This is a genomic window from Kiloniellales bacterium (genome assembly GCA_030066685.1).
Taxonomy (GTDB): domain Bacteria; phylum Pseudomonadota; class Alphaproteobacteria; order Kiloniellales; family JAKSBE01; genus JAKSBE01.
The window spans coordinates 252,581-274,010 of record JASJBF010000002.1 but is presented as its reverse complement, the minus strand read 5'-3'; the positions used below and the strand labels follow the sequence as shown (position 1 = coordinate 274,010).

Sequence of the window (21,430 nt, the reverse complement as noted above, 5' to 3'; positions counted from 1 at the left end):
GCTCACAGAAGGGTCTTGAGGGCATCCAGGGTCTGGTCCGGCTTCTCCGCCATCATCATGTGGCCGCAGCCAGGGATGACCTCGACCCGGGCGCCGGAGATCGCTTCGGCCAACTTGCGGCCGGCCCGGGCCGGGGTCATGCGGTCCTCGGCGCCCAGCACCAGCAGCGCCGGGCAGGCGACTGCAGCCGCAGAGGCCATCCCGTCGTCGTAGTCGGCGCAGGCCCGCAGGTCGGTGAACAGCACCCCCGGCTTGGCCGTCTCCAGCAGGCGCTCGCCGCCGGCCATTAGCCAGAGGCCTGGGGCCAGGTTGCCGCCCAGGTGGCCCGCCGGCCCGTGGCCCCAGGAGGTTACCAGGTCGAAGGCCAGGTGGCTGTTTGCCTCGGCCGCGCTGAGCAGATCGGGATGGACCGGCATGGCGGGCGCGGCGCCGAGCAGGGCGATCGCCGCCACTGCCTCGCCGTGGCGGGCGGCGCAGTCCAGCGCGACCAGCGCGCCCATGGAATGCCCGACCAGGGCCGCTTCGGAGAGGCCGGCGGCCTCGATCAAGCGCCCGATCCAGTCCGCCAGGGCCGGGATGGTCTCGAGCGGCGCACCCTCCGAGCGGCCGTGCCCGGGCAGGTCGACCGCAAGGACCGCGTGGCCATGGTGGGCGAAGTAGCGGGTCTGCAGGGCCCAAACGGTGTGGTCCAGGCCGGCGCCGTGAATGAAGATGATGGCCGGCAGGCTAGGGTCGAAGGGCCGCCCGCCCGTGGCCGCGAAGACGCTCTGGCCGTCGACGTCGAGCTCCATGAGGCCCTGTTCCTAGCTCTTCTGGGAGGCGCGCAGCGCCTGGCGCAGGTCTTCGACGATGTCGCCGGGATCCTCCAAGCCGACCGAGAGCCGGATCATGTCCTCGCCGACCCCCGCGGCTTCGAGCTGCGCGGCGTCCATCTGCTGATGGGTGGTGCTGGCCGGGTGGATGACCAGGGTCTTGGCGTCGCCGACGTTGGCCAGGTGCGACGCCAGGCCGCAGGCCTCGATAAAACGCCGGCCGGCTGCGCGCCCGCCCTTGACGCCGAAGGACACGATCGAGCCGGCGCCCTTGGGCAGCAGGCGCTTGGCGAGCTCGTGGTCCTCGTGGCTGGGCAGGATCGGGTGCAACACCCAGGAAACGGCCTCGTTCTCGAGCAGGAACTCCAGCACGACAGTTGTGTTGGCGACGTGGCGCTCCATCCTGAGCGGCAGGGTCTCGACGCCCTGCAGGATGTGAAAGGCGTTGGCCGGGCTCATGGCAGCGCCGAAGTCGCGCAGGCCCTCGGCCCGGGCCCGCATGCAGAAGGCCTGGGGGCCGAACTCCTCGGCGAAGTCGATGCCGTGGTAGCCGGCGTAAGGCTCGGTCAGGGTCGGGAAGCGGCCGCTCTTCTCCCAATCGAAGCGGCCGCCGTCGACGATGACGCCGCCGATCGCGACGCCGTGGCCGCCGAGCCACTTGGTCGCCGAGTGCATGACCAGGTCGCAGCCGAACTCGACCGGCCGGCAGAGGAAGGGGCTGGCGAAGGTGTTGTCGATCAGGAGCGGGATCCCGGCGCGGTGGGCGATCTCCGACACCGCCGGGATGTTAAGCACCTCGAGGCCCGGATTGCCCAGGGTCTCGGCGAAGATCAGGGCGGTTTCCGGGCGGATCGCCGCCTCCATGCCCTTGAGGTCGCGCGGCTTGACGAAGGTGGTCTCGATCCCGAAGCGCGGCAGGGTGAGCGCCAGGAGGTTCACGCTGCCGCCGTAGAGCGAGGCCGAAGCGACGATGTGGCCGCCCTGCCCCGTCAGGGTTGTGATGGCGAGGTGCAGGGCGGCCTGACCGGAGGCCGTGGCGACCGCGCCGACCCCCTGCTCCAGGGCCGCCACCCGCTCCTCCAGGACCGCCGTGGTCGGGTTGGAGATCCGCGAGTAGATGTGTCCGGTCCGCTCCAGGTTGAAGAGCGCCGCGGCGTGGTCGGTGTCGCGGAACACGTAGGAGGTGGTCTGGTAGATCGGCACCGCCCGGGAGCCCGTGGTGGGGTCGGGCCGCTGTCCGGCGTGCAGGCTGAGGGTGTCGAACTTGAGAAACTTCGGATCGGCCATGGCGCATCTCCCCTTGGCGCCACCTTACAGGAAACGGTCGCAGTGGCCAGCGCCGGCGCACAGGGTCAGCGCCGCCGCCCGTGCGTCTCTGAAGGGGCCGGAGGAAGTCCCGAACGATCTGGAAAAAAAATTGGCTCCAAAAGAACTTGGAGGGCTTTGAGCCTGGCTTTCGCCGGCTCACGCCCTCCTTGTTCTTTGAAGCCTCGACCTGTCAACTTGCCGTGGAGGAAGACACTATGGTGCTGCCCCTAAGTGGTCAAGAATGGATTCTGGGATAAGGGAAAACCCGCAGAAAAAAACAAGGCCGCCCGGCCAAGAGGCCGGGCGGCAAGTCAACAGGGAGGCATTCAAGGAACGGATACACGTCAGAGCGACGTGTCAGGCTCCCGTGGGAGGACAGGAACCAATACCGTCACTGCCCAAAATAGTGAGCGGTTCCTAACAAATGGTTAATTTCTTAACCAAATATGCCCAGAGAGGGAAAATCTGTGGAAAAAAAAAGATTCTGGGCCTCGACGGCTGTCGCGCCGGCTGGGTCACTGTCATCCTGGAGCCGGAATCCGGCAAATTGAGGGCGGCGCTGGCGGCGGACTGGTCGGCGCTGGCCGCGGAGCGGGACCTGGCCGCCTTGGTCGCCGTCGACATGCCGATCGGCTTGGCCGATGTCGGGCCGCGCGGCTGCGACGTCGCGGCTCGGCGGCTGCTGCCGCGCGGGCGCAAGTCCAGCGTCTTCCCGGCCCCGCGCCGCTACATGCTCGACTGCGGCGCCTGGGATGAGGCCCAGGCCGAGGGCCGGCGCCGCGAGGGCTGTGGCCTCAGCAAGCAGAGCTGGAACATCCTGCCCAAGATCCGCGAGCTGGACGAGGCTCTGGGCCCTGCGGACCAGGACCGCGTCCGCGAGGCCCATCCGGAGCTGATCTTCCACCACCTGAACGGCTGGGCCCCCTTGCCCGGCAAGCGCAGCGCGGAAGGCCGCGAGGCCCGCTTGCAGCTCCTTGCGGGCGCAGGACTCCCGGGCATCCAGCGACTGCTAGACGTCTTCCCGCGGGCGCAGGTCCAGCCCGACGACGTCATCGATGCCGCGGCCTGCGCCCTGGCCGCCCACCGCATGCTCCGGGGCGAGGCCGTCCGCCTGCCCGAAGAACCGCTACACGATGCGAGGGGCTTGAGGATGGAGATCTGGTACTAGTGTCCCGCTTCCGAAACTCGCAAGAGCGAATCTCGGAGCCAAAGGGACAAGGGGTCACTGCTCAATCGGCCGTGCCGGCGAGGGCGATGGCGTTTATCTCGAACAGCATCCAATCGCAGGCCAGGCGAGGAACGGGGATCAAGGTGCTCGCGGGCCTGTGCTCTCCAAAGAATTGCCGCCGCGCTTCCGAAACAACTTGCAGGCGACCGGAATCGTGGTCGACGACGAGGATCGTGATCTGAAGCACCGATCGGCGCGAGGCGCCGGCAGCCCTTAACGCGTGTTCGAGGTTCTCGAAGCTCCAGGCGACCTGCGCCCCGAAGGTCGGGGCCCTGCGGCCGTCCGGACGGTCACCGAGCTGACCCGACACGAAGACGAGCCGAGCGTCCGCGGGAGCGGTGACCACTTGCGCGTAGCCAGTCGGAGGGATCCGCCAATGCGGGTGGGTCCAGTCTATCGATCTCATTCATCGCGAGACCCAGCACGCCCTTCCTATCCGACTGCGCCCTCTCCGAACGACCGAGGTCTGCTGTCCGCGCCCTCCCCCAGACCAGACCTCAGTAGGTCTGGGGGACATAGAGCTCGTCGGGCAGAACCTTGCGCTCGTAGTCCGGATTGTGATCCCGATCGGGAAGCGTGATCGGCGCCTGCGGCACCTCCCGGTAAGGCATCTGCTGCAGGAGGTGATGAATGCAGTTGAGCCGGGCCCGCTTCTTGTCGTTGCCCTCGACGATGAACCACGGGGCTTCCGGAATGTTCGTGCGCTCGAACATCTGCTCCTTGACCTTGGTGTAGTCCTCCCAGCGGACGCGCGACTGCAGGTCCATTGGGCTCAGCTTCCACTGCTTCATCGGGTCGTGGATTCGCATCAGGAAGCGCAGCTGCTGCTCCTGGTCGGTGATCGAGAACCAGTATTTGATGAGCTTGATGCCCGATCGGACCAGCATCCGCTCGAACTCCGGAACATCGTAGAAGAACTCGTCGACCTGGTCCGGGGTCGCGAAGCCCATGACCCGCTCGACCCCGGCGCGGTTGTACCAGGAGCGGTCGAAGAGCACGATCTCGCCGCCGGCCGGCAAATGCGGCACGTAGCGCTGGAAGTACCACTGGGACTTCTCGCGCTCGGTCGGCGCAGGCAAGGCCACGACCCGGCAGACCCGCGGGTTCAGGCGCTGGGTGATGCGCTTGATCACGCCGCCCTTGCCGGCCGCGTCCCGGCCCTCGAAGACGACGACCAGCTTGTACTCGGTCTGCACGACCCAGTCCTGGAGCTTCACCAGCTCCGCCTGCAAGCGGAACAGCTCGTGGAAGTAGAAGCGCCGCTCCAGGGTCGACGTGTGCTTGAGGTCGGTGATCGTACGGAGCTCTCTGGCGATCCGCTCGTCGTCGATCTCCATCTCCAGCTCTTCGTCGAAGCTGTCCTCGAGCTCTGCCTCGACCCAGCTCTGCTCCCTCGGCTCACGTGTTTCGGTGCTCATGCTGCCCTGCTTCCCCGTTCGAGTAACGATGTTGGTTCGGAGTGATACTATAGGCTGCAAAGTACTACAGGACTTTGACTAGAATCAGCGCGGGGCTGGCTGCGGCTACGGGGTGACGACCATGGCAAACTTGGTAACGGGCTTCGAGCCCTTCGGCGGCGCGAGCTGCAACCCTTCGGAGCTGGTGGTGTCGGCGCTCGCCGCGCTGGGCGACCCCGCCGTCGTGACGGCCGTGCTGCCGACCTCCTACCGGCGGGCCGAAGCCGGCATCGGCGATCTGCTCCGGGCACATCGGCCGCGAAGAGCGCTGATGCTCGGCCTTGCCGGCGAGGCCGTCCGGATCCGTCTCGAGCAGGTCGCCTTGAACCTGAACGATGCCGCGGCCCCCGACAACGACGGCGAGGTCCGGCAAGGTCAGCGCATCCTTGCCGGAGCGCCCGTCGGCTACTGGAGCACCCTGCCGCTCGGCCGCATGGCCGAGACCGCCCGCGGCCTCGGGGAGGAGGTGGAGTTATCACGCGACGCCGGCGGCTACGTCTGCAACCATGCCTTCTTCACCGCGGCGCACCTCGCGGCCACAGCCTTCCCGGGCACTCGCACTGGCTTCGTGCATCTCCCGCGGGTCGAGCGCTCGGACAAACGCCTAGAGGCCTTCGTCGACATCGTCAGGGCCTGGATCGCGGAGCCCTAGATGGCGCAGGACCCTCACTGCGCCGTCCAGCCGCCGTCGATCGAGTGGGTGGTGCCGGTGATCTGCGCCGCGCCCGGGCCGCAAAGAAAGACCGCCAATTCGCCGATCTGTTCCACGGTCGCGAACTTCTTCGAGGGCTGCTTCTCGCTTAGCAGGTCGTACTCCGCCTGCTCGACCGAGATGCCTTCCTCTTCCGCGCGGGTCTCGATCTGCTTTTGGACAAGCGGGGTCAGGACCCAGCCGGGGCAGATCGCGTTGCAGGTGATGTCGGCCTCGGCGGTCTCCAGCGCCACGACCTTGGTCAGGCCGACGACGCCGTGCTTGGCGGCGACATAGGCGCTCTTGTTGACCGAGGCGACCAAGCCGTGGGCCGAGGCGACGTTGATGATCCGGCCCCAGTCGCGCGCGCGCATCCTGGGCAGGACCGCGCGGATGCTGTGAAAGACGCCGGTCAGGTTGATCGCGATGACCGCGTCCCAGCGCTCCGGCGGAAAGGCATCGACCGGATCGGTGTGTTGGATACCGGCGTTGTTGACCAGGATATCAACCCCGCCGAAGGCCGCCTCCGTCTCTTCGACCATGGCCGCGATCTCCTCGGGCTTGGAGAGGTCGGCACCGGAGAAACGGACATCGACCCCCGCCTGCTCGGCGATCTCATGGCGCAGGCTTTCAATCTCTGCGGCATCACCGAGTCCATTGAGTACGATATTGCTGCCCTGCCCCGCCAGGGCGCGGGCAATCCCCAAGCCGATGCCGCTGGTCGATCCCGTCACCAAAGCCGTCTTGCCTTTGAGCATGCCACTCTCCCTGTCCTGAACGCTCGTGTGGAGGCTTACATAATCGCGAAGGACGGCAAGAGAAAGTGAAACAGCCGCAACATTGAGGCGTAGGGGCTGGAACCCGATACTCCGGGGGCTCAGAATGGCCGTGCTATGAACCCGCTGGCTGCCTGGACCTTCCTGATCGGCTTCTATCTGCTGCCGATCGCGCACGTGGCGCTGTCGCCCCGGGGCGGGCCCTGGCGGATGCCGCCCGGCGCGCGCTGTCCCTTCAGCCCGCGGGTCGGCTGGCTGGTGATCGTGCTGATCCTGGGAGCGCTCGGCTGGTTGCTTTACTTGCGGGGCCGCGGGCGCCGGACCGCAGCCTAGCTCTTGAAGAGCGAATCCGCGCCGGAGAGATAGGCCTTCTTGGCGGCAATCTTCTCCTTCACCCGTTCGGCCTCGGCCTCCAGTTTGGCGAGATACTCCTCCAGTTCCTCGACCCCGAGGCTTTCCAGGTCCTTGGGTTTCGGCTGCTTGGTTCTGGGTTCAAGGTCTTCCAGTTCCATGTCGGGCCCCTCGAAGATGCGGCGCTTGCCATCCCGGCTCGCATGATACTAGATCGGCGGCAGCGCGCCAGCTTTGGGGAGACCAGGATGTACCAGATACCGGACAGCATGACCGCCATCGAGATCCCCGAGCCGGGCGGCCCCGAGGCCCTGGTGCCCTGCACTCGGCCGGTGCCAAAGCCCGGGGAAGGCGAGCTGCTGATCAAGGTCGCCGCCGCCGGGGTCAACCGGCCGGACGTGCTGCAGCGCAAGGGCGGCTATCCGCCGCCGCCGGGGGTGACCGACATCCCCGGCCTGGAGCTGGCCGGCGAGGTCGTCGCCACCGGGCCGGGCGTCACCGGCTGGCACGGCGGCGACCAGGTGACCGCGCTGGTCGCCGGCGGCGGCTATGCCGAGTACTGTACGGCCCCGGTCGGCCAGTGCCTGCCGGTGCCGCGGGGCCTGAGCCTGGCCGAGGCGGCCGCGCTGCCGGAGACCTTCTTCACCGTCTGGTCCAACGTCTTCGACCGCGGCGGCCTGCGGTCGGGCGAGAGCTTCCTGGTGCACGGCGGCTCTAGCGGCATCGGCACCACGGCGATCCAGCTGGCCGCGCGCTTCGGGGCCCGGGTCTTCGCCACCGCCGGCTCGGCCGAGAAATGCCGGGCCTGCGAGGAGCTGGGCGCGGAGCGGGCGATCAATTACCGCGAGGAGGACTTCGTCGAGGTCGTGACCGAGGCCACCGGCGAAGGCGTCGACCTGATCCTGGACATGGTCGGGGGCGACTACATCGCGCGTGATATCAAGGCCCTGGCGCCTGAAGGCCGCCTGGTGTTCATCGCCTTCCTCAACGGCCCCAAGGTCGAAGTCAACTTCCTGCCGATCATGCTGAAGCGCCTGACGGTGACCGGCTCGACCCTGCGCATCCGGCCCTTCGACTTCAAGGCGGCGATCGCCCAGAGCCTTAAGGAAAAGGTCTGGCCGTTGCTCGAGTCCGGGGACGTCAAGCCGGTGATGTACAAGACCTTTCCCCTGGCCGAGGCGGCCGAGGCCCACCGCCTGATGGAGAGCAGCAGCCACATCGGCAAGATCGTCCTGACCGTATGACGCTTCCAAGACAGCGGCGGCTTCCGGGCGTTCCGGGCTTTCCAGGGCCGGTCCCGGCGCCTATATTTCGGCTATCCCCCATTTAGCGTGAGGGTGATCGGCGGGCAATCCGGCCCGCTGGGCTTGGTCGGCGCTCGAGCCGGCCTGCCGATGGAGGAAGCATGTCCAAGCCGCTTATGCCCAAAGCCACCGCCGTGTGGCTGGTGGAGAACACCGCCCTGACCTTCGACCAGATCGCGGACTTCTGCGGTCTGCACCCCCTCGAGGTCCAGGGGATCGCGGACGGCGAGATCGCGACCGGGATGCAGGGCCTGGATCCCATCGCCAACGGTCAGCTGACCAAGGAAGAGATCGCCCGCTGCCAGGGCGACTCGACGACGCGCATGCGGCTCGCCAAGCAGGACCTGCCGCAGCCGGCGAAGCGGACCAAGGGCCCGCGCTACACGCCGGTCGCCAAGCGCCAGGACAAGCCCAACGGCGTGGCCTGGCTGCTGCGCAACTATCCCGAGGTCTCGGACGCCCAGATCAGCAAGCTGATCGGCACCACCAAGAATACCATTCAGGCGGTGCGCGAGCGGACCCACTGGAACATGGCGAACATCCAGCCCCGCGATCCGGTGCTGCTCGGCCTCTGTGGCCAGGGCGAACTGAACGCGGTGATCGAGAAGGCGCAGCGCGCTGCGGAGCGGGCCCGCAAGGCCGCCGAGAAGGAGGCCGCCAAGGCCGAGGCCAAGCTTCAGGCGGAGGTCGGCGCGCCCCCTGCAGCCGAAGCGCCGGCCGAAGTCCCCGCGGAGGCCGGCGCCGACAGCGAAGCGACGCTCGAAGGCTGAGCCAGAGGGAGATGCCCGAGATGTCGCGGTTCCGCGCCGTCCTGGCGCTTGCGATCCTTGCCGGCCTCGCCGCCTGCCAGTCGGCGAGCCGGGAGGCTCTTCCGACCCCGGGCCCGGCCGAAGACGCCGCCCTCGTCTACGCCGACAGCGATGCCGGCTGGGCCATGCTGGACCAGTTCCGGGACGTGCTCGGCGGCGGCGTGGTCGACGCCATGCTCAGCGACCAAGACCAGCGCCACTTCCGCAACGCCGCCGGCGAGGCCCTGGAGAGCCGGCCCGAGGGCGGCAAGACCTCCTGGTACAACCCCTTGAGCGGCAACGGCGGCCAGTTCAACATCAACTCGGCCTTCCGTGGCCCCGACGGCCGGCCCTGCAAGCGCCTGACCCAGAAGGTCCTGGCCGGCGGCCGGGCCCATGTGGTGCAATCCATCGCCTGCAAGGCCAACAACGGCACCTGGGGCGGGCTCGAGGGCTGATCCCGCCGGGCGCCGGCGCGCCGGAAGCCGGGGGAGCCAAATGCCCGAGGACGCAAGCACCTATCGCAGAATCACGGTCCAGCCGGTCTCCGGCGCCTTGGGGGCCGAGATCGACGGCGTCGACCTCGCCGAGCCCTTGGACGAGCGGCAGGCGGCGGAGATCGACCGCGCCTTCGCCGCGCACAAGGTCATCTTCTTCCGTGACCAGAAGCTGACCCCCGAGCAGCAGATCGCCTTCTCGGCCCGCTTCGGCGTGCCGGAACGCATGCCCTTCATCGCCCCGCACCCGGACCATCCCGAGATCATCGTCGTCCTTAAGGAGGCCGACGAGGCCAAGATCTCGACCTTCGGCGGCACCTGGCATTCCGACTTCTCCTTCCTGCCCGAGCCCCCGGCCGCGACCTGCCTCTACGCGCTCGAGGTCCCGGAGACCGGCGGCGACACCCTGTGGATCGACATGGCCTTGGCCTTCGAGACCCTCTCGCCGGGCCTGCAGGCCCTGCTGGAGGGCATGAAGGCGATGCACACGGCCGCGCCCTACTACGGCACCCGGAACGAGGCGCTGTCGAACTTCCGCCTCAGCCGTTCGATGCGGATCGACCGCGACAACCCGGAGGCCGACTTCGAGACCGCCCATCCCGTGGTCCTCCGGCATCCGGTGACCGGCCGCAAGGCGCTCTTCGTCAACCCCGTCTACGCCCTGCGCTTCGAGGACATGACCCGCGAGGAGAGCAAGCCGCTGCTCGACTTCCTCCAGGGCCACGCCACAAAGCCCGAGTTCTCCTGCCGCTTCCGCTGGGCTCCGGGTTCGCTGGCGCTCTGGGACAACCGGGTGACCCAGCACCTTGCGATCAACGACTACGACGGCCAGCGCCGCCTCCTGCACCGCACGACCATCGGCGGACAGAAGCCCCAAGCTGCTGCCGACTAACTCTCGTGGCCGGGCTTCTTCCTACTCCGGCACCGGCACGGTGTAGTTCAACGCCAGGCGGCCGCCGTCGGGGTAGAGGGTCTGACCGGTGATGTAGCTCGAGTCCTCGGAGGCCAGGAAGACCGCAACCTTGCCGATCTCCTCAGGCTCGCCGAAGCGGCCGAGGGGGGTGCGGCAAAGCGCGCCGCGGCGTTTCTCCGGGTCGGCGAGGACGGACGCGGCCAGCTCGGTGGCGATCGAGCCGGGACCGATGGCGTTGACCCGGATACCATGCTCGGCCAGGGCGAGCGCCATGACCTTGGTCAGCTGGTTGACCCCGCCCTTTGCGACCACGTAGGGCAGGATCGAGGGAATCGCCATGACCGCGTTGACCGAGGACATGTTGACGATGGTCCCGCCCCGCCCCTGGGCGACCATCTGGCGGGCCACCGCCTGGCCGGTGAGAAAGACGCCCTTGAGGTTGACCCGGATCACTTCGTCGAAGTCCTCCTCGGTGAAGTCGAGGAAGTCGGCGGCCTTGACGATGGCGGCGTTGGCGACCGCGGTGTCGATGCCGCCGTAGGCGGCGACGCTGCGCTCGACCAGGGCCTCGACCTGCGCCTTGTCGCCGACGTCGCAGGGTACGAAGAGCGCCTCGGCGCCCTCGGCCTGCAGCGCCTCGGCCGCCGCCTCGCCGCCCGCCTCCTCGACGTCGGAGAGCACCACCTTGGCCCCCTCCGCGGCCAGGCACCCGGCGCAGGCGCGGCCGATGCCGCGCGCCGCACCGGTGACGACGGCAACCTTGTCCTTCAGGCGCATGGAATAACCCTCACCCGGTTTCGTTATCGAGAACAGAAGCTGCCACGCGGCGCCGGAGGCTTCAACCGAGCCGCAGCGCAGAGCCCCAAACCAAAACCGGGACGCGAGCCGAGAGATGACGACCTTGAAACCGAATATCCAAAGGCCCGCGCCGCGCCTCCTGGGCGGCCGCGAGATCGCGGCACCGGCGCCCCACGAGCACCTGGCCCAGGACCTTCGGGCCAAGCTCGGCCGGGAGGGCGCGCTGCGGGCCTGCCGTGCCAACGGCTGGGCCGGCGCCCTGACAGTCCTGCTCGCCGAGGAGGTGCCGGACAAGGCCGCGGCCTGACGACCCTTTGGCCCGATGACTCCCTGTGAACTAGGCGCGTCCAGCCCCCGCTCTGCAAGGACGCGCCACTTTTTTTACCCGCCGTAGCCGATGCCGCGCAGGGAGTCGGTGATCTCTTCCAGGATCACCGGGTCGTCGATGGTGGCCGGCACCTTGTAGGCCTCGCCGTCGGCGATCTGGCGCATGGTGCCGCGCAGGATCTTGCCGGAGCGGGTCTTGGGCAGGCGCTTGACCACCGTGGCTAGCTTGAAGGCCGCGACCGGGCCGATCTCATTGCGGACCATCTGGACCACTTCCTTGACGATCTCCTCGTCCTCGCGCTCGGCCCCGGCCTTGAGCACCAGGAAGCCGACCGGCAGCTGGCCCTTGAGCTTGTCGTGCACGCCGACCACCGCGCATTCGGCAACGTCGGGGTGGGCAGCCAGGACCTCCTCCATGGCTCCGGTCGAAAGCCGGTGCCCGGCGACGTTGATGATGTCGTCGGTGCGCGACATGACGAAGATGTAGCCGTCCTCGTCGATGTAGCCGGCGTCGCCGGTCTGGTAGTGGCCGGGATACTCGGTCAGATAGGCCTGGCGGAAGCGGTCCTCGGCCTGCCACAGGGTCGGCAGCGAGGAAGGCGGCATCGGCAGCTTGACCACGATGGCACCGATGTCGCCGGGGCCGACCGGCCGGCCCTCGTTGTCCAGGACCCGGACGTCCCAGCCCGGCGCCGCCCGGGTCGGCGAGCCGGCCTTGACCGGCAGCTGCTCGATGCCCAGGCAGTTGGCGGCGATCGCCCAGCCGGTCTCGGTCTGCCACCAGTGGTCGATCACCGGAACCTGCAGCTTCTCCTCCGCCCAGTGCAGGGTGTCCGGGTCGCAGCGCTCGCCGGCCAGGAACAGCGCCCGGAACTTCGAGAGGTCGTAGCGGCCGATGTGCTCGCCCTCCGGATCCTGCTGGCGGATCGCGCGGAAGGCGGTCGGCGCGGTGAACATGGTCGAGATCCCGTGCTGCGAGATCACCCGCCAGAAGGCGCCGGGATCCGGCGTGCCGACCGGCTTGCCCTCGTACATCACGGTGGTGTTGCCGTGCAGCAGCGGTGCATAGACGATGTAGGAGTGGCCGACCACCCAGCCGACGTCGGAGGCGGCCCAATAGACCTCGCCCGGCTCGACGTCGTAGATGTTCTTCATGCTCCAGTACAGGGCCACGGCGTGGCCGCCGTTGTCGCGCACGATGCCCTTGGGCTGCCCGGTGGTCCCCGAAGTGTAGAGGATGTAGAGCGGGTCGGTCGCCAGCACCGGCACGCAGTCGTGAGGCGCGGCGGTCGCGGCGACCTCCTCCCAGTCGTGGTCGCGGCCGGGGACCATCTCCGCCCGCTCCATCGGACGCTGCAGGATGATGCAGGCCCCGACCTTGTGCTCGGCCAGCTCGATCGCCTTGTCGAGCAGCGGCTTGTAGGCCACGACCCGGCCCGGCTCGATGCCGCAGGAGGCCGAGACGATCATCTTCGGCTTGGCGTCGTCGATCCGGGTCGCCAGCTCGCTGGCCGCGAAGCCGCCGAAGACCACCGAGTGGATGGCCCCCAGGCGGGCGCAGGCCAGCATGGCGATCGCCGCCTCCGGCACCATCGGCATGTAGACGATGACCCGATCGCCCTTGCCGACCCCTTTGGCGGCCATGGCCCCGGCGAAGCTGGCCACCAGGTCGCGCAGCTCGCGATAGCTGTAGCTGCGGATCGTGTCGGTGACCGGGCTGTCGTAGATCAGTGCCGCCTGCTCGCCGCGGCCGCCGTCGGCGTGGCGGTCGAGGGCGTTGTAGCAGGTGTTGAGCACGCCGCCGGGGAACCAGCGGTAGAAGGGCGGGTTGGAGTCGTCCAGCACCCGGTCCCAGGTCTTGTCCCAATGCAGCCCCTGGGCCGCCTCGCCCCAGAACCCTTCCGGATCGGACAGCGACCGCGCCTGCACCTCGTCGAAACGGCTCATCCCCTGCCTCCTCTTGCTTTTCTTGCCGGCTCTGCGCCGGATCGCTGCAGCAGCGCCCCTGCCCCGGCCTTACGGCCAAAGCATAGGCAAGCAAAGTCCGGAGGGGAAGATAGCCCCGGCCGGCCAAGGCGTACTTGACCTGGGTCAACCGGGTCTGCCCCGCGCCAGCGCCGCCATCGAATTGCCTCAAAACGGCATCTCCGGTTTCGCTCCCAAGACAGCATTTCCGGCCGTGCCGGCGCAGATTGGCGGCCGTTTCCGGTCTGAACCAACTCTGGCCAAAGACTTGCGCCGAGCCGGAGCCACCCGATGCGCCACTTGCTGCTCAACGTGACGACCCTGATCGTCTGCTTCGCCCTGCTGCTGGCCGGCAACAGCCTGCAGTTCGTGGTGCTGGGCGTGCGCGCCGGGCTCGAGGGCTTCTCGGTCTACGCCATGGGCGCGATCACGGCGGCCTATTTCCTGGGCTTCGCGGCCGGCTCGCTCTACTGCCTGAACCTGATCCGCGCGATCGGCCACATCCGGACCTTTGCCGCCCTGGCCTCGACCGTCTCCGGCGTGGTCCTGGCGCACCCGCTCTGGCCGGAGCCGCTGGCCTGGATCGCCTTCCGCTTCGTCATCGGCTTCTGCTTCGCCGGCCTCTATACCGTGGTCGAGAGCTGGCTGAACGCCCAGGCCGGCAACGAGGTCCGCGGCCGCCTGCTGTCGATCTACGCGGTCGCGGTCTTCGGCGGTTTCTCGATCGGGCCGATGCTGGCGACCCTCGGCGACGCGCAAGGCTTCTTCCTCTTCATCCTGGCCTCGATGATCGTCTCCTTCGCCCTGGTGCCGATCACCATGACCCGGGCGAGCGTCCCCGCGACCCCGGAGGCCACCGAGCGCGACGCCTTTACCTTGAAGCGGCTCTACAAGGAGACCCCGCTGGGCATGATCGGCATCCTCTGCGTCGGCTCGGCCCAGGGCGCCTTCGTCGGCCTGGCGCCGGTCTTCGGGAGCAGCGCCGGCCTGAGCGCGGACCAGGTCTCCTACTTCATGACCACGGCCCTGCTCGCCGGCCTGGTCTTCCAGTTCCCCATCGGCTGGCTGTCCGACCACTTCGACCGGCGCAAGGTGATCGCCGTGGCCGCGACCCTGGGTGGGGCCGGCTGCGCCGCCTTCGCCAGCCTGGCGCTGTCCGGCCCGCTGTCCTGGGAGAGCGTGCTGCTGGGCGCCGTGGTTACCGGCGCCGCGATATTCCCGCTCTACGCCATCGTCATCGCCTACACCAACGACTGGCTGCCCGAGGATTCCATCGTCTCGGCCGCTGCGGCGCTGATTCTGACCTTCAGCCTGGGCTCGGCGGTCGCCTCGCCGCTCGCCTCCGTGCTGATGGACCGGCTGGGGCCGGGCGGGCTCTTCGTCTTCGTCGCCTTCGCCATGATCGGCCTCGGCCTCTTCGCCTTCGCCCGCATGTTCCAGCGCGAGGCCCCGGAGTCCGACTACGAGGGCCAGATGGCGACCTTCGCCGCCAGCCCCGGCACCATGCCGATCGACCCACTGCTGGTCGAGTACGAGACGGAGGAGGATGCGGTCGAAGCAACCGAGGCGCCGGAGCACGCCTCAGCGTCGTGAGCGGGCGGCGGCGTCAGACGGCGACTTGGTTGCTCAGGCCTCGGCGCCTGAGCTCGGCCTTCGAAAGCTGACGCTTTTCCGCAAGGGGCCGCGTGTCGATGGGCAAAGGGCGGCAGCGCCGACAGCCGCACTCGGGCCGGAGCGTTCCGGCCAAAGGCAGGTAGCGCAGGCGGTACCAGATCCCGTCGATCCGCTTGAGATCCTCGAACTCGGCCAGCGGTATGACGTCATTTCTCTTCGACCCTGGTCTCCGCCGCCGCGCTCTGCGGGAAATCGGTAAACCCAATTTTCGCCGCAGCGCGGCAACCTCCTTGATGATCCCGTCCCTAGGATCGACGTAGAGCTCGCATCGGGAGGCATGAAGCGGCCGAGGGTCTCCCCAATGTCCAAGTTCCAACAGCGCCCCATCCTTCGCCACCATCGCCTTCACCACGATCAAGTCCTGCAGATGGTCGCGAACGTGCTGCTTGACCGTGCTGCGAGTGTCGAGCCGTGCGCAGATCTCGCTGTAGACTTTGTCCCAGGGCCGGCCGCGCTGCTTCCGCAGATAACGCCGAAGCGGGGCAAGGTTCTCGTTCAACCACTTCATTCTTCCCTTCTGTTCGAAGGCGCTCCGCTTCATGCCGACCTTAGTGCGCTCAGGCAGCGGGTCGAGACGCGACTTGACCCTGTGCGCCCTGCGGACCCCGCGTCGCGGTCGCTCGACGATCATCTTGAACATGTCTTCGCGCATCTCGCCCTTTCCGAACCGGTCGGGGCCGGAACCCTGAAGGTCCCGGCCCCAGTTCAGTCCTCCTTTCGCTTGCGCGGCTTGATCCGGACCAGGTCGTCGAGGACACCGTCCATGCCGTTTCCGACGATGACGTTGCCGACCTTCTCCGAGACCTTCTCAAGCGCCTCCAGCTCCTTCAGCCGCAGGAGGATCGGGTTGTCCTCCATCAGCTTGGCCGTGTTCAGGAGGGAGCGCGTCGCCGCGGTCTCCTCCCGGCGCTTGATCACGTTGGCCTGCGCGGTCTTCTCCGCCTCGATGACCCGGTTCATCAGCTCCCGCACGTCGCCGGGCAGGATGATGTCCTTGACACCGACGGAGGTCACCGTCAGGCCGTTGGCCGCCAGCTGCGGCACCAGCCGCTCGGCGATCGCCGCGTTGATGCCCTGCTTGTCACCCAGCACCTCCTCGAGGGTCCGGGTGCCGACCACCTGACGCAGAGCGAACTGGAGCTCCTTGTAGATGTGGTCGCGCAGGTTCGCCGTGATCGAGACGGCCTGGATCGGATCGGCGATCCGGAACACGGCCGTCACGTTGGCCCGCAGGCCGATGCGGTCCTTGGTCAGAACCTCCTGGCCGGTCACCTCCAGGGTCTGGAGGCGCAGGTCCAGGGTCACGGCATCGACCCGGCGCGCCGCCCGGATGAAGGCGTAGCGCCCGGCCTTGAGCTGCCGCTGGAGCACGCCGTCGACGTAGAGCAGGCCGACGTGGTCGCTCGGGACCTCGACCAGCAGGACCAGAGCCTGGTCCTTCAGCCGGGCCAGCGGCGCGACCAGCTCCTTCGGCGCCTCGACCTCGGCCGCGGCATCAAGGATGCGGACGTCGATCTGCCGCAGGTTCTTGGCGTAGAAGGCCCGCCCGCCCGGCCCGACCAGGTCGACCAGCTTGCCGTCGGCGAAGACCAGGCCGAGCTCGTTGTCGGCCACGTCCGCCACGGCGAAGTGCTGGGCGACCGCGTCGGGACGCGTCAGGTAGAGCGCCTCCAGCGCGGCATCGCGGACCGGCAGCGCCCGCAGGTCCAGCTTGCGGACCTCGGTACGCACCGACATGTTCGGCAGCCGGCGGTGAACCCCGGGTCCCAGAACCTTCTGGAAGACCCGGTCGCGGTACAGGAGACCCAGCTCCGTGTCCGCAATCCGTTCGGTCTTCATGACCATCGGTCTTCTCCTTTCTTCTCTCGTCACGTCTTCTTTCTGCACGTGGGGGAACAGAAAAGTTCCAAATCAATCATTTGCTGTGCGGGGCAACCGGAAGGGCACCGACGCCGCGGCGCGGGCCGTGCGGCCGCCGGACCCGCCCGCCGTGGGGCGGCGCCGAGGGTGCCGGCCGCCGCGGGCTCCCGAAGGATCCCGGAACCGGACCGGCGTGCCCGTTGCCGCGCCGCGGCGGGAGAGGCCGGCGGGACGCGCGGCACAGGGCACCGTGGCGCCCGACCCCGTGGCGCCCGCCGCCGAAGCTGCGGAACCCTTCGGGGTCTGGCCCCCTTCCGGCACCCTCAAAAAAGGTCATCCACTTAGAAGGTGGAGCAGCGTTTCAGGCTGCGGAATGGAGGGAATCGAACCCTCGACTCCTGGATTATCAGTCCAGTGCTCTACCCACTGAGCTACATTCGGGTTCCGATGACGGGACTCGAACCCGCGACCTCCGGGCGCTCGCGCCCGGCGCTCTCCCACTGAGCTACATCGGCACGGTCAAACTCGATACACGCGGGGCGCATTACGGACGCCGGGCGCGCCGGCCGGGCCTTCGGAGCCCGGACCACGGAGGAAATGACCAAAGGAATGAAGCCCGGTCACCTAGCGAAGGGTGCCGGCTTTTCGCCTATGTCATGATGGATTGTCTCATGTGTCTCGCCCTTTCTCGTCGATCGCTCTCGGGCAAGACACGAGCGGAAACGCCCGGGTCAGGCCCTGGTGTCCTCCGGCCCTGATGGCCGGCTTTCGTTGAATGACTCTTGCGTCATTGCCGTTTCCACTGCTTGCAAAGGCCGCCCGTCGTCCGGGCGGACGCGGGTTATAGGCCGGAGCCGAATCCGGTTCAAGACAGAATCGGATCCAAGCCAGAAAAAGACAGAATTGTTCCAATAATACTGGGGAAGAGTTCAAATGTTGCGCCCGGCGATTTCTTGCCGGCGAGAGAGGCGACTACCTCAATTCCAGGAGCCGGACCGCGCCCGCCAGCATGAGGACGCCCAAGGGCAGGATCAGCATCTCCCACTGATACCCGCCGAAGGTCCGCAGCGCGCTCTCGAGGAACTTCACCATGAGGATGATGATCACGAGTTCCGCCAGAATGGCTTTCAAGTGGGAGATGCTCTGGATGCCCAGCCAGCCCTTGACCTTCGGGTGATCGTCGTCGAGCTCGTGCACGAAGAGGCTGTAGATCCCCTTCCCAAAGATCAGCAGGACGAGCGCGATCAGAAAGGCGTCGATCGCCTGCACGACCAGGGCGATGGCCAGGTTCGCCGATTCGTTCGGGACCTTCTTCGTCAGCAGATCCGGCCCGAGATAGGTGACATAGGCCCGGAAGACCTTGACCGCACCGATCACGAACATCAGCAGCGAGCCGAAGCCCGAGGCCACGACCGCAATAATGCTGATCATGCGGATCCAGCCGACGTTCTGTTCGATCTTTTCGAGTCGCATGCCTCGCCCCCTGACCGGCGGTCGGTCACCACGCCACCACGACGTCACCGAACCCTTCTATACCGGCCTCGAATGCAGCGCAAAGCGATCCTCTGCGGGCCGCGCTCCGAGGCGGGGCGCGATTTCAATTCCACGACGGGGGAAGCCGGAGTCTCGCGAGAGCCCGGTCGGCCAGGGAGATCACCGCGAGAAGCACCGTTGCGAGGGCGCAGAGCTTTGTCCTGCCGAGCCAGTCCAGCGCCGTGGGGGCCGGACAAGGGGGCTTCGAAACAACCAGGCCGCCAGACTCCACCCGGAGGCCGGCGGCCGATCCAGGCCCGGCCAGCGATCGGGTTTGGCCGACCGCCCGCGGTCTAGTCGTCCTTCGCCTTGCGCCAGGCGGCGAAGCCGCCGGCCAGCGAAGCGACGTCGGAAAAGCCCATGTCCATCAGGGTCTTGGCCGCCAGCGCCGAGCGTCCGCCGGTGCCGCAGTAGAGGATGATCCGGCGGTCGGGCGTCAGCTCCTCCTTGTAGATCGGGCTCTCGGGGTCGGCGTGGAACTCCAGCAGGCCGCGCGGCGCATGGAGCGAGCCGGGGATCAGCCCCTCGCTTTCGCGCTCGACCGTCTCGCGCACGTCGACCAGGAGCGTATCGCTATCCTCCTGGGCATAGGGCAGATCGTGCACCGCGACCGTCTCGATCACGGCGTTCGCCTCGGCCAGCATCGCCTTGAACCCGCGCTTCAGCATTTTGCCCTCCCTCGGGGAAACCTGGACCAGCGAGGCCGAGCTTAGCCGCCCTGCCGCGCCGGGCTATTGACCTCGATCAAGCCGAGGCCGAGATGGCCACGTGACTCAGCCGCGTCCGGGCTTGCGCCGGCCACCGAAGCGGTCGCCGAGGTTGGCCTTGAACCAGCGCCAGACCTGGCCGAATGCGTTGGAGGCGTTCTCGAAGCGGTCGTCGATCGCCAGCTCGGCCAGGAAGGGCTTCCAGCGGACCTCGACGAACCAGCGCCAAAGGTACCAGAGCCAGAGCGCCAAGGCAGCGAAGAGAACGAAGAAGACGATGCGGAACCAGGGGACCGGGAAGTGGTCCGGATCTTCGACGCGCTCGATCTCGACCGCATTGGGGAACATCGACAGGATCTCGAAGCGCCAGCCATAGTGGGTGATCACCACCCAGATCGGCTCGTTCTTGGTCGACCGCAGGTCCTGGGCCTCGGTCTGGAGGTTCCCGGAATCGAACTTGAAGTACCAGGGGAAGCTCCAGTCCGTCTCCTCGTTGCGGTAGACCCGGGGCTTGCCGTCGGGCCAGACCGCGTTGATGAAGCGCACGTCACGGGTCCGGGCCGGCGCGCCGTCCTTGCCCTCGCCGACGAAGTCCTTGGAGACCACGTCCATGCGCTTGACGTCGGTGTCGACGATCCGCACGACGTCCTTGGACGGCAGGTAGAAGTGCAGGAACAGGATCGCCGCCACCAGCGGCAGCAGCTTCAGCATCCAGATTACGATCTTCACGCCAGCCTTTCCTTTCGCGTCCCCCTGCCGCTCCCTAGCTGAGGTAGCCCAGCAGGATCAGAAGCGCGAGCACCATCAGCGGCACCAGGTAGACGCCCCAGAGCAGCTTGCGCCTGAGCGAGCTGTTGTAGCTGTGGATGCCGCGCTGGATGTAGAGGTCGCGGGCCTCGGTCGCGCCGCCCCCGGCGTGGAGGCTGTCGTACTCGGCCCCGAGCCGGCGCCGCTCCTCCCAGCGCTTGAACAGCGAGAGCGCGATGTAGATCACCGTCAGGACGGCGAAGACACCCAGCGAACGGACAAGCCAGACCCACAGCATCGCTTCCGATCCCCCGTTTCACCTGCGCGGCCCGGCGGGCATCACCCCGCCTCCGGGATGACGGAGCGCTCGCCCGCCGGCCGCGCGCCCCAGGGCCCCTCGGCCACCTTGGTCCGGCCGTAGAGATGGCGCCAGACCTCGGCCGCCCGCCCCTGATAGTGCCGCGCGAGGTATTCCGCAACATAGCCACGCTTGCGGTCGTTCCAGGTCTCGTAGAGCTCGTAGAAGAGCTCCTTGTTGCAGATGAAGAGCTGGCGGAAGTCGAGCGGCGTCAGCCGCGCCAAGAGATGGTTCACCAGATCCCGGTCCTTGTGACGGGCCGAGCGCAGCAGATAGAAGTAGCCCGGCGACTCCGGCTCCAGGCCTCCGCCGGGCTCGCCCTGCTCCAGGGCGCGGAGCGCGCCCTGGACGTCGTGGAACTCGGCCGGCAGCTCGTCGAAATTCCGCTGCAGGTAGCGGCGCAGGGCCATGGGCTCGAAGTCCCAGATCTCGCCCGGGGCGTCGTTCTGCGCGGCGTGGTCGACGGCGACGAACTCCAGCTTCTCGCGCAGCAGCTCCGCGGGATCCAGGTGCTTGAGCCCGTCCAGGGGCTCGACCAGATCGGCCTCCTTCAAATAGCGTGCGACCGCGGCGCGATCGCTCACCGGGATGTGCCGGAAGCCCAGGGTCTTGTCCTCGTAGACCCGGCTGCCCTGCTGGTCGGGACTGCAGTAGATCAGGGTCGGCTTGCGCGCCGAGTTGAAGACATAGAGCCCGCCCATGTGGGTGGTGAAGAAGTTGCCTTCCTCGTAGTCGGTCCGGCCCGGGATCACCGGCTGCCGGCGCACATCCCCGACCGTCTCGGCGAGTTGGATGATCTGCTGCAAGGCTTCGTCGTCGGACCAGGCCGTCTCGCTCTCCATGAAGGCCTCGATCTTGCTGCTCAGGCGCTTGGCCTTGGTGATCAGGCGGCTCGGCGTGCGCGCCCTGATCCGGATGTGCTTGATCGAGGTGAGGTCGCCCAGGGTCTTGATCTTGTACACCGAGTCCTCCAGTTCGCCGAAGACCGCGTCGCGGGCGGTGAGCGCAAAGAGCGCCTCGCGGTTGTCGTCGATGTAGTTCTGAAGGATCGCCCGGCTGGAGGAGAAGGTAGCGTCCAGCAGCGGCAGGTAGGCCTGCTCCAGGGTGAGCAGGATGAACATGCGGTTGCAGCCGTGGGGGTTGAGGTACTCGGGGTCGTCGAGCTCCTCGGCGACCTCCGGCGAGAAGCCGCTCTGGTCGATGCGGAAGCGCTGGAGCTCGGTCTGCCGGCCGTAGAGCAGCTGCAGGGCGCGGTTGTAGCGGTTCTGCAGCACCTCGGTCCCAACCTCGAAAAGGTTGCCGTAGATCAGCTTGTTCTCGGTCAGCCGGTCCATGG

At 67.7% G+C, this 21,430-nt stretch carries 24 protein-coding genes and 2 tRNA genes; 9 read left to right on the top strand and 17 right to left on the bottom strand.

Annotated features, from left to right (window positions below; translation table 11 throughout):
- Positions 1-2 precede the first annotated feature (2 nt).
- Together QNJ30_03420 and QNJ30_03415 are read right to left on the bottom strand one after the other, a co-directional pair.
- Positions 3-791 (bottom strand): alpha/beta hydrolase, encoded by a 789-nt coding sequence (locus QNJ30_03420; GenBank protein MDJ0942483.1) that lies wholly within the window; start codon positions 789-791, stop codon positions 3-5.
- A gap of 12 nt (positions 792-803) precedes the next feature.
- The gene (locus tag QNJ30_03415; GenBank protein MDJ0942482.1) at positions 804-2,099 is read right to left on the bottom strand and encodes an O-acetylhomoserine aminocarboxypropyltransferase; all 1,296 of its coding nucleotides are present in this window, start codon (positions 2,097-2,099) and stop codon (positions 804-806) included.
- A gap of 445 nt (positions 2,100-2,544) precedes the next feature.
- On the opposite strand from QNJ30_03415, the gene QNJ30_03410 reads away from it, so the two are divergent.
- Positions 2,545-3,288 (top strand): DUF429 domain-containing protein, encoded by a 744-nt coding sequence (locus tag QNJ30_03410; protein ID MDJ0942481.1) that lies wholly within the window; start codon positions 2,545-2,547, stop codon positions 3,286-3,288.
- Positions 3,289-3,349: 61 nt separating this feature from the next.
- On the opposite strand, the gene QNJ30_03405 is transcribed toward QNJ30_03410, so the two are convergent.
- Positions 3,350-3,754: a RidA family protein gene (locus QNJ30_03405; protein ID MDJ0942480.1), complete on the bottom strand. Its 405-nt coding sequence runs from the start codon at positions 3,752-3,754 to the stop codon at positions 3,350-3,352.
- Between the two features lie 91 nt (positions 3,755-3,845).
- The gene (gene ppk2, locus QNJ30_03400; protein MDJ0942479.1) at positions 3,846-4,766 is read right to left on the bottom strand and encodes a polyphosphate kinase 2; all 921 of its coding nucleotides are present in this window, start codon (positions 4,764-4,766) and stop codon (positions 3,846-3,848) included.
- A 121-nt stretch (positions 4,767-4,887) separates the two neighbouring features.
- Between ppk2 and QNJ30_03395 the strand changes: the two genes are divergently transcribed.
- A complete protein-coding gene (locus tag QNJ30_03395) occupies positions 4,888-5,457 on the top strand; it encodes a pyroglutamyl-peptidase I (protein MDJ0942478.1) in 570 nt (189 codons plus the stop codon).
- Positions 5,458-5,471: 14 nt separating this feature from the next.
- Here QNJ30_03395 and QNJ30_03390 read toward each other — a convergent pair whose 3' ends face one another.
- On the bottom strand, positions 5,472-6,254 hold the full coding sequence (locus QNJ30_03390; protein MDJ0942477.1) for a 3-hydroxybutyrate dehydrogenase: 783 nt from the start codon (positions 6,252-6,254) through the stop codon (positions 5,472-5,474).
- 135 nt (positions 6,255-6,389) lie between these two features.
- Here QNJ30_03390 and QNJ30_03385 point away from each other — a divergent pair, with 135 nt between their 5' ends.
- Positions 6,390-6,605, top strand: coding sequence for a hypothetical protein (locus tag QNJ30_03385; GenBank protein MDJ0942476.1), 216 nt, complete (start codon positions 6,390-6,392; stop codon positions 6,603-6,605).
- Here QNJ30_03385 and QNJ30_03380 read toward each other — a convergent pair.
- A complete protein-coding gene (locus QNJ30_03380; GenBank protein MDJ0942475.1) occupies positions 6,602-6,784 on the bottom strand; it encodes a DUF1192 domain-containing protein in 183 nt (60 codons plus the stop codon). The genes QNJ30_03385 and QNJ30_03380 overlap by 4 nt on opposite strands.
- An 87-nt stretch (positions 6,785-6,871) precedes the next feature.
- Here QNJ30_03380 and QNJ30_03375 point away from each other — a divergent pair, with 87 nt between their 5' ends.
- From QNJ30_03375 to QNJ30_03360, 4 genes are all read left to right on the top strand, one after another.
- Positions 6,872-7,867, top strand: a complete 996-nt coding sequence (locus tag QNJ30_03375; protein MDJ0942474.1) for an NAD(P)H-quinone oxidoreductase — start codon at positions 6,872-6,874, stop codon at positions 7,865-7,867.
- Between the two features lie 161 nt (positions 7,868-8,028).
- Complete coding sequence (locus QNJ30_03370) at positions 8,029-8,697, top strand: DUF1013 domain-containing protein (protein ID MDJ0942473.1); 669 nt, start codon at positions 8,029-8,031, stop codon at positions 8,695-8,697.
- Between the two features lie 20 nt (positions 8,698-8,717).
- Complete coding sequence (locus tag QNJ30_03365) at positions 8,718-9,173, top strand: hypothetical protein (protein MDJ0942472.1); 456 nt, start codon at positions 8,718-8,720, stop codon at positions 9,171-9,173.
- Between the two features lie 40 nt (positions 9,174-9,213).
- Positions 9,214-10,104 carry a TauD/TfdA family dioxygenase gene (locus QNJ30_03360; GenBank protein ID MDJ0942471.1) on the top strand — a complete coding sequence of 297 codons (891 nt, stop codon included), beginning with the start codon at positions 9,214-9,216 and terminating at the stop codon, positions 10,102-10,104.
- Between the two features lie 21 nt (positions 10,105-10,125).
- Here the strand turns inward: QNJ30_03360 and QNJ30_03355 are convergent, their stop codons facing one another.
- The gene (locus QNJ30_03355) at positions 10,126-10,902 is read right to left on the bottom strand and encodes a glucose 1-dehydrogenase (GenBank protein MDJ0942470.1); all 777 of its coding nucleotides are present in this window, start codon (positions 10,900-10,902) and stop codon (positions 10,126-10,128) included.
- A gap of 115 nt (positions 10,903-11,017) precedes the next feature.
- On the opposite strand from QNJ30_03355, the gene QNJ30_03350 reads away from it, so the two are divergent.
- Positions 11,018-11,230, top strand: a complete 213-nt coding sequence (locus tag QNJ30_03350; GenBank protein MDJ0942469.1) for a hypothetical protein — start codon at positions 11,018-11,020, stop codon at positions 11,228-11,230.
- A 74-nt stretch (positions 11,231-11,304) separates the two neighbouring features.
- On the opposite strand, the gene QNJ30_03345 is transcribed toward QNJ30_03350, so the two are convergent.
- Positions 11,305-13,239 (bottom strand): propionyl-CoA synthetase, encoded by a 1,935-nt coding sequence (locus tag QNJ30_03345; protein MDJ0942468.1) that lies wholly within the window; start codon positions 13,237-13,239, stop codon positions 11,305-11,307.
- 267 nt (positions 13,240-13,506) lie between these two features.
- Here QNJ30_03345 and QNJ30_03340 point away from each other — a divergent pair, with 267 nt between their 5' ends.
- Positions 13,507-14,808, top strand: a complete 1,302-nt coding sequence (locus QNJ30_03340) for an MFS transporter (protein MDJ0942467.1) — start codon at positions 13,507-13,509, stop codon at positions 14,806-14,808.
- Between the two features lie 13 nt (positions 14,809-14,821).
- Here the strand turns inward: QNJ30_03340 and QNJ30_03335 are convergent, their stop codons facing one another.
- The 9 genes from QNJ30_03335 to QNJ30_03295 all read right to left on the bottom strand — a co-directional run bounded on the left by QNJ30_03335 (position 14,822) and on the right by QNJ30_03295 (position 21,428).
- On the bottom strand, positions 14,822-15,541 hold the full coding sequence (locus QNJ30_03335) for a hypothetical protein (protein MDJ0942466.1): 720 nt from the start codon (positions 15,539-15,541) through the stop codon (positions 14,822-14,824).
- A 53-nt stretch (positions 15,542-15,594) separates the two neighbouring features.
- Positions 15,595-16,734 carry a slipin family protein gene (locus QNJ30_03330; GenBank protein ID MDJ0942465.1) on the bottom strand — a complete coding sequence of 380 codons (1,140 nt, stop codon included), beginning with the start codon at positions 16,732-16,734 and terminating at the stop codon, positions 15,595-15,597.
- A 382-nt stretch (positions 16,735-17,116) separates the two neighbouring features.
- Positions 17,117-17,189 (bottom strand) — tRNA-Ile (locus QNJ30_03325).
- A 2-nt stretch (positions 17,190-17,191) separates the two neighbouring features.
- Positions 17,192-17,263, bottom strand: a tRNA-Arg gene (locus tag QNJ30_03320).
- A gap of 458 nt (positions 17,264-17,721) precedes the next feature.
- Positions 17,722-18,222, bottom strand: coding sequence for a YqhA family protein (locus QNJ30_03315; GenBank protein ID MDJ0942464.1), 501 nt, complete (start codon positions 18,220-18,222; stop codon positions 17,722-17,724).
- 353 nt (positions 18,223-18,575) lie between these two features.
- Entirely contained in the window at positions 18,576-18,950 is a 375-nt protein-coding gene (locus QNJ30_03310) for a rhodanese-like domain-containing protein (protein ID MDJ0942463.1), read from the bottom strand.
- A gap of 105 nt (positions 18,951-19,055) precedes the next feature.
- Positions 19,056-19,718 (bottom strand): DUF1523 family protein, encoded by a 663-nt coding sequence (locus tag QNJ30_03305; GenBank protein ID MDJ0942462.1) that lies wholly within the window; start codon positions 19,716-19,718, stop codon positions 19,056-19,058.
- Positions 19,719-19,752: 34 nt separating this feature from the next.
- Positions 19,753-20,034, bottom strand: a complete 282-nt coding sequence (locus QNJ30_03300; protein ID MDJ0942461.1) for a hypothetical protein — start codon at positions 20,032-20,034, stop codon at positions 19,753-19,755.
- Positions 20,035-20,075: 41 nt separating this feature from the next.
- The gene (locus tag QNJ30_03295; GenBank protein ID MDJ0942460.1) at positions 20,076-21,428 is read right to left on the bottom strand and encodes a hypothetical protein; all 1,353 of its coding nucleotides are present in this window, start codon (positions 21,426-21,428) and stop codon (positions 20,076-20,078) included.
- Positions 21,429-21,430: the final 2 nt, after the last annotated feature.

Coding starts and splice junctions, on each gene's coding strand:
- QNJ30_03390 (MDJ0942477.1), bottom strand. CDS start 6,254: ATGCTCAAAGGCAAGACGGCTTTGGTGACGGGATCGACCAGCGGCATC.
- QNJ30_03415 (MDJ0942482.1), bottom strand. CDS start 2,099: ATGGCCGATCCGAAGTTTCTCAAGTTCGACACCCTCAGCCTGCACGCC.
- QNJ30_03370 (MDJ0942473.1), top strand. CDS start 8,029: ATGTCCAAGCCGCTTATGCCCAAAGCCACCGCCGTGTGGCTGGTGGAG.
- QNJ30_03330 (MDJ0942465.1), bottom strand. CDS start 16,734: ATGGTCATGAAGACCGAACGGATTGCGGACACGGAGCTGGGTCTCCTG.
- QNJ30_03335 (MDJ0942466.1), bottom strand. CDS start 15,541: ATGCGCGAAGACATGTTCAAGATGATCGTCGAGCGACCGCGACGCGGG.
- QNJ30_03365 (MDJ0942472.1), top strand. CDS start 8,718: ATGTCGCGGTTCCGCGCCGTCCTGGCGCTTGCGATCCTTGCCGGCCTC.
- QNJ30_03350 (MDJ0942469.1), top strand. CDS start 11,018: ATGACGACCTTGAAACCGAATATCCAAAGGCCCGCGCCGCGCCTCCTG.
- QNJ30_03385 (MDJ0942476.1), top strand. CDS start 6,390: ATGAACCCGCTGGCTGCCTGGACCTTCCTGATCGGCTTCTATCTGCTG.
- QNJ30_03355 (MDJ0942470.1), bottom strand. CDS start 10,902: ATGCGCCTGAAGGACAAGGTTGCCGTCGTCACCGGTGCGGCGCGCGGC.
- QNJ30_03310 (MDJ0942463.1), bottom strand. CDS start 18,950: ATGCTGAAGCGCGGGTTCAAGGCGATGCTGGCCGAGGCGAACGCCGTG.
- QNJ30_03380 (MDJ0942475.1), bottom strand. CDS start 6,784: ATGGAACTGGAAGACCTTGAACCCAGAACCAAGCAGCCGAAACCCAAG.
- QNJ30_03300 (MDJ0942461.1), bottom strand. CDS start 20,034: ATGCTGTGGGTCTGGCTTGTCCGTTCGCTGGGTGTCTTCGCCGTCCTG.
- QNJ30_03375 (MDJ0942474.1), top strand. CDS start 6,872: ATGTACCAGATACCGGACAGCATGACCGCCATCGAGATCCCCGAGCCG.
- QNJ30_03410 (MDJ0942481.1), top strand. CDS start 2,545: ATGGTTAATTTCTTAACCAAATATGCCCAGAGAGGGAAAATCTGTGGA.
- QNJ30_03295 (MDJ0942460.1), bottom strand. CDS start 21,428: ATGGACCGGCTGACCGAGAACAAGCTGATCTACGGCAACCTTTTCGAG.
- QNJ30_03315 (MDJ0942464.1), bottom strand. CDS start 18,222: ATGCGACTCGAAAAGATCGAACAGAACGTCGGCTGGATCCGCATGATC.
- QNJ30_03360 (MDJ0942471.1), top strand. CDS start 9,214: ATGCCCGAGGACGCAAGCACCTATCGCAGAATCACGGTCCAGCCGGTC.
- QNJ30_03395 (MDJ0942478.1), top strand. CDS start 4,888: ATGGCAAACTTGGTAACGGGCTTCGAGCCCTTCGGCGGCGCGAGCTGC.
- ppk2 (MDJ0942479.1), bottom strand. CDS start 4,766: ATGAGCACCGAAACACGTGAGCCGAGGGAGCAGAGCTGGGTCGAGGCA.
- QNJ30_03340 (MDJ0942467.1), top strand. CDS start 13,507: ATGCGCCACTTGCTGCTCAACGTGACGACCCTGATCGTCTGCTTCGCC.
- QNJ30_03405 (MDJ0942480.1), bottom strand. CDS start 3,754: ATGAGATCGATAGACTGGACCCACCCGCATTGGCGGATCCCTCCGACT.
- QNJ30_03420 (MDJ0942483.1), bottom strand. CDS start 791: ATGGAGCTCGACGTCGACGGCCAGAGCGTCTTCGCGGCCACGGGCGGG.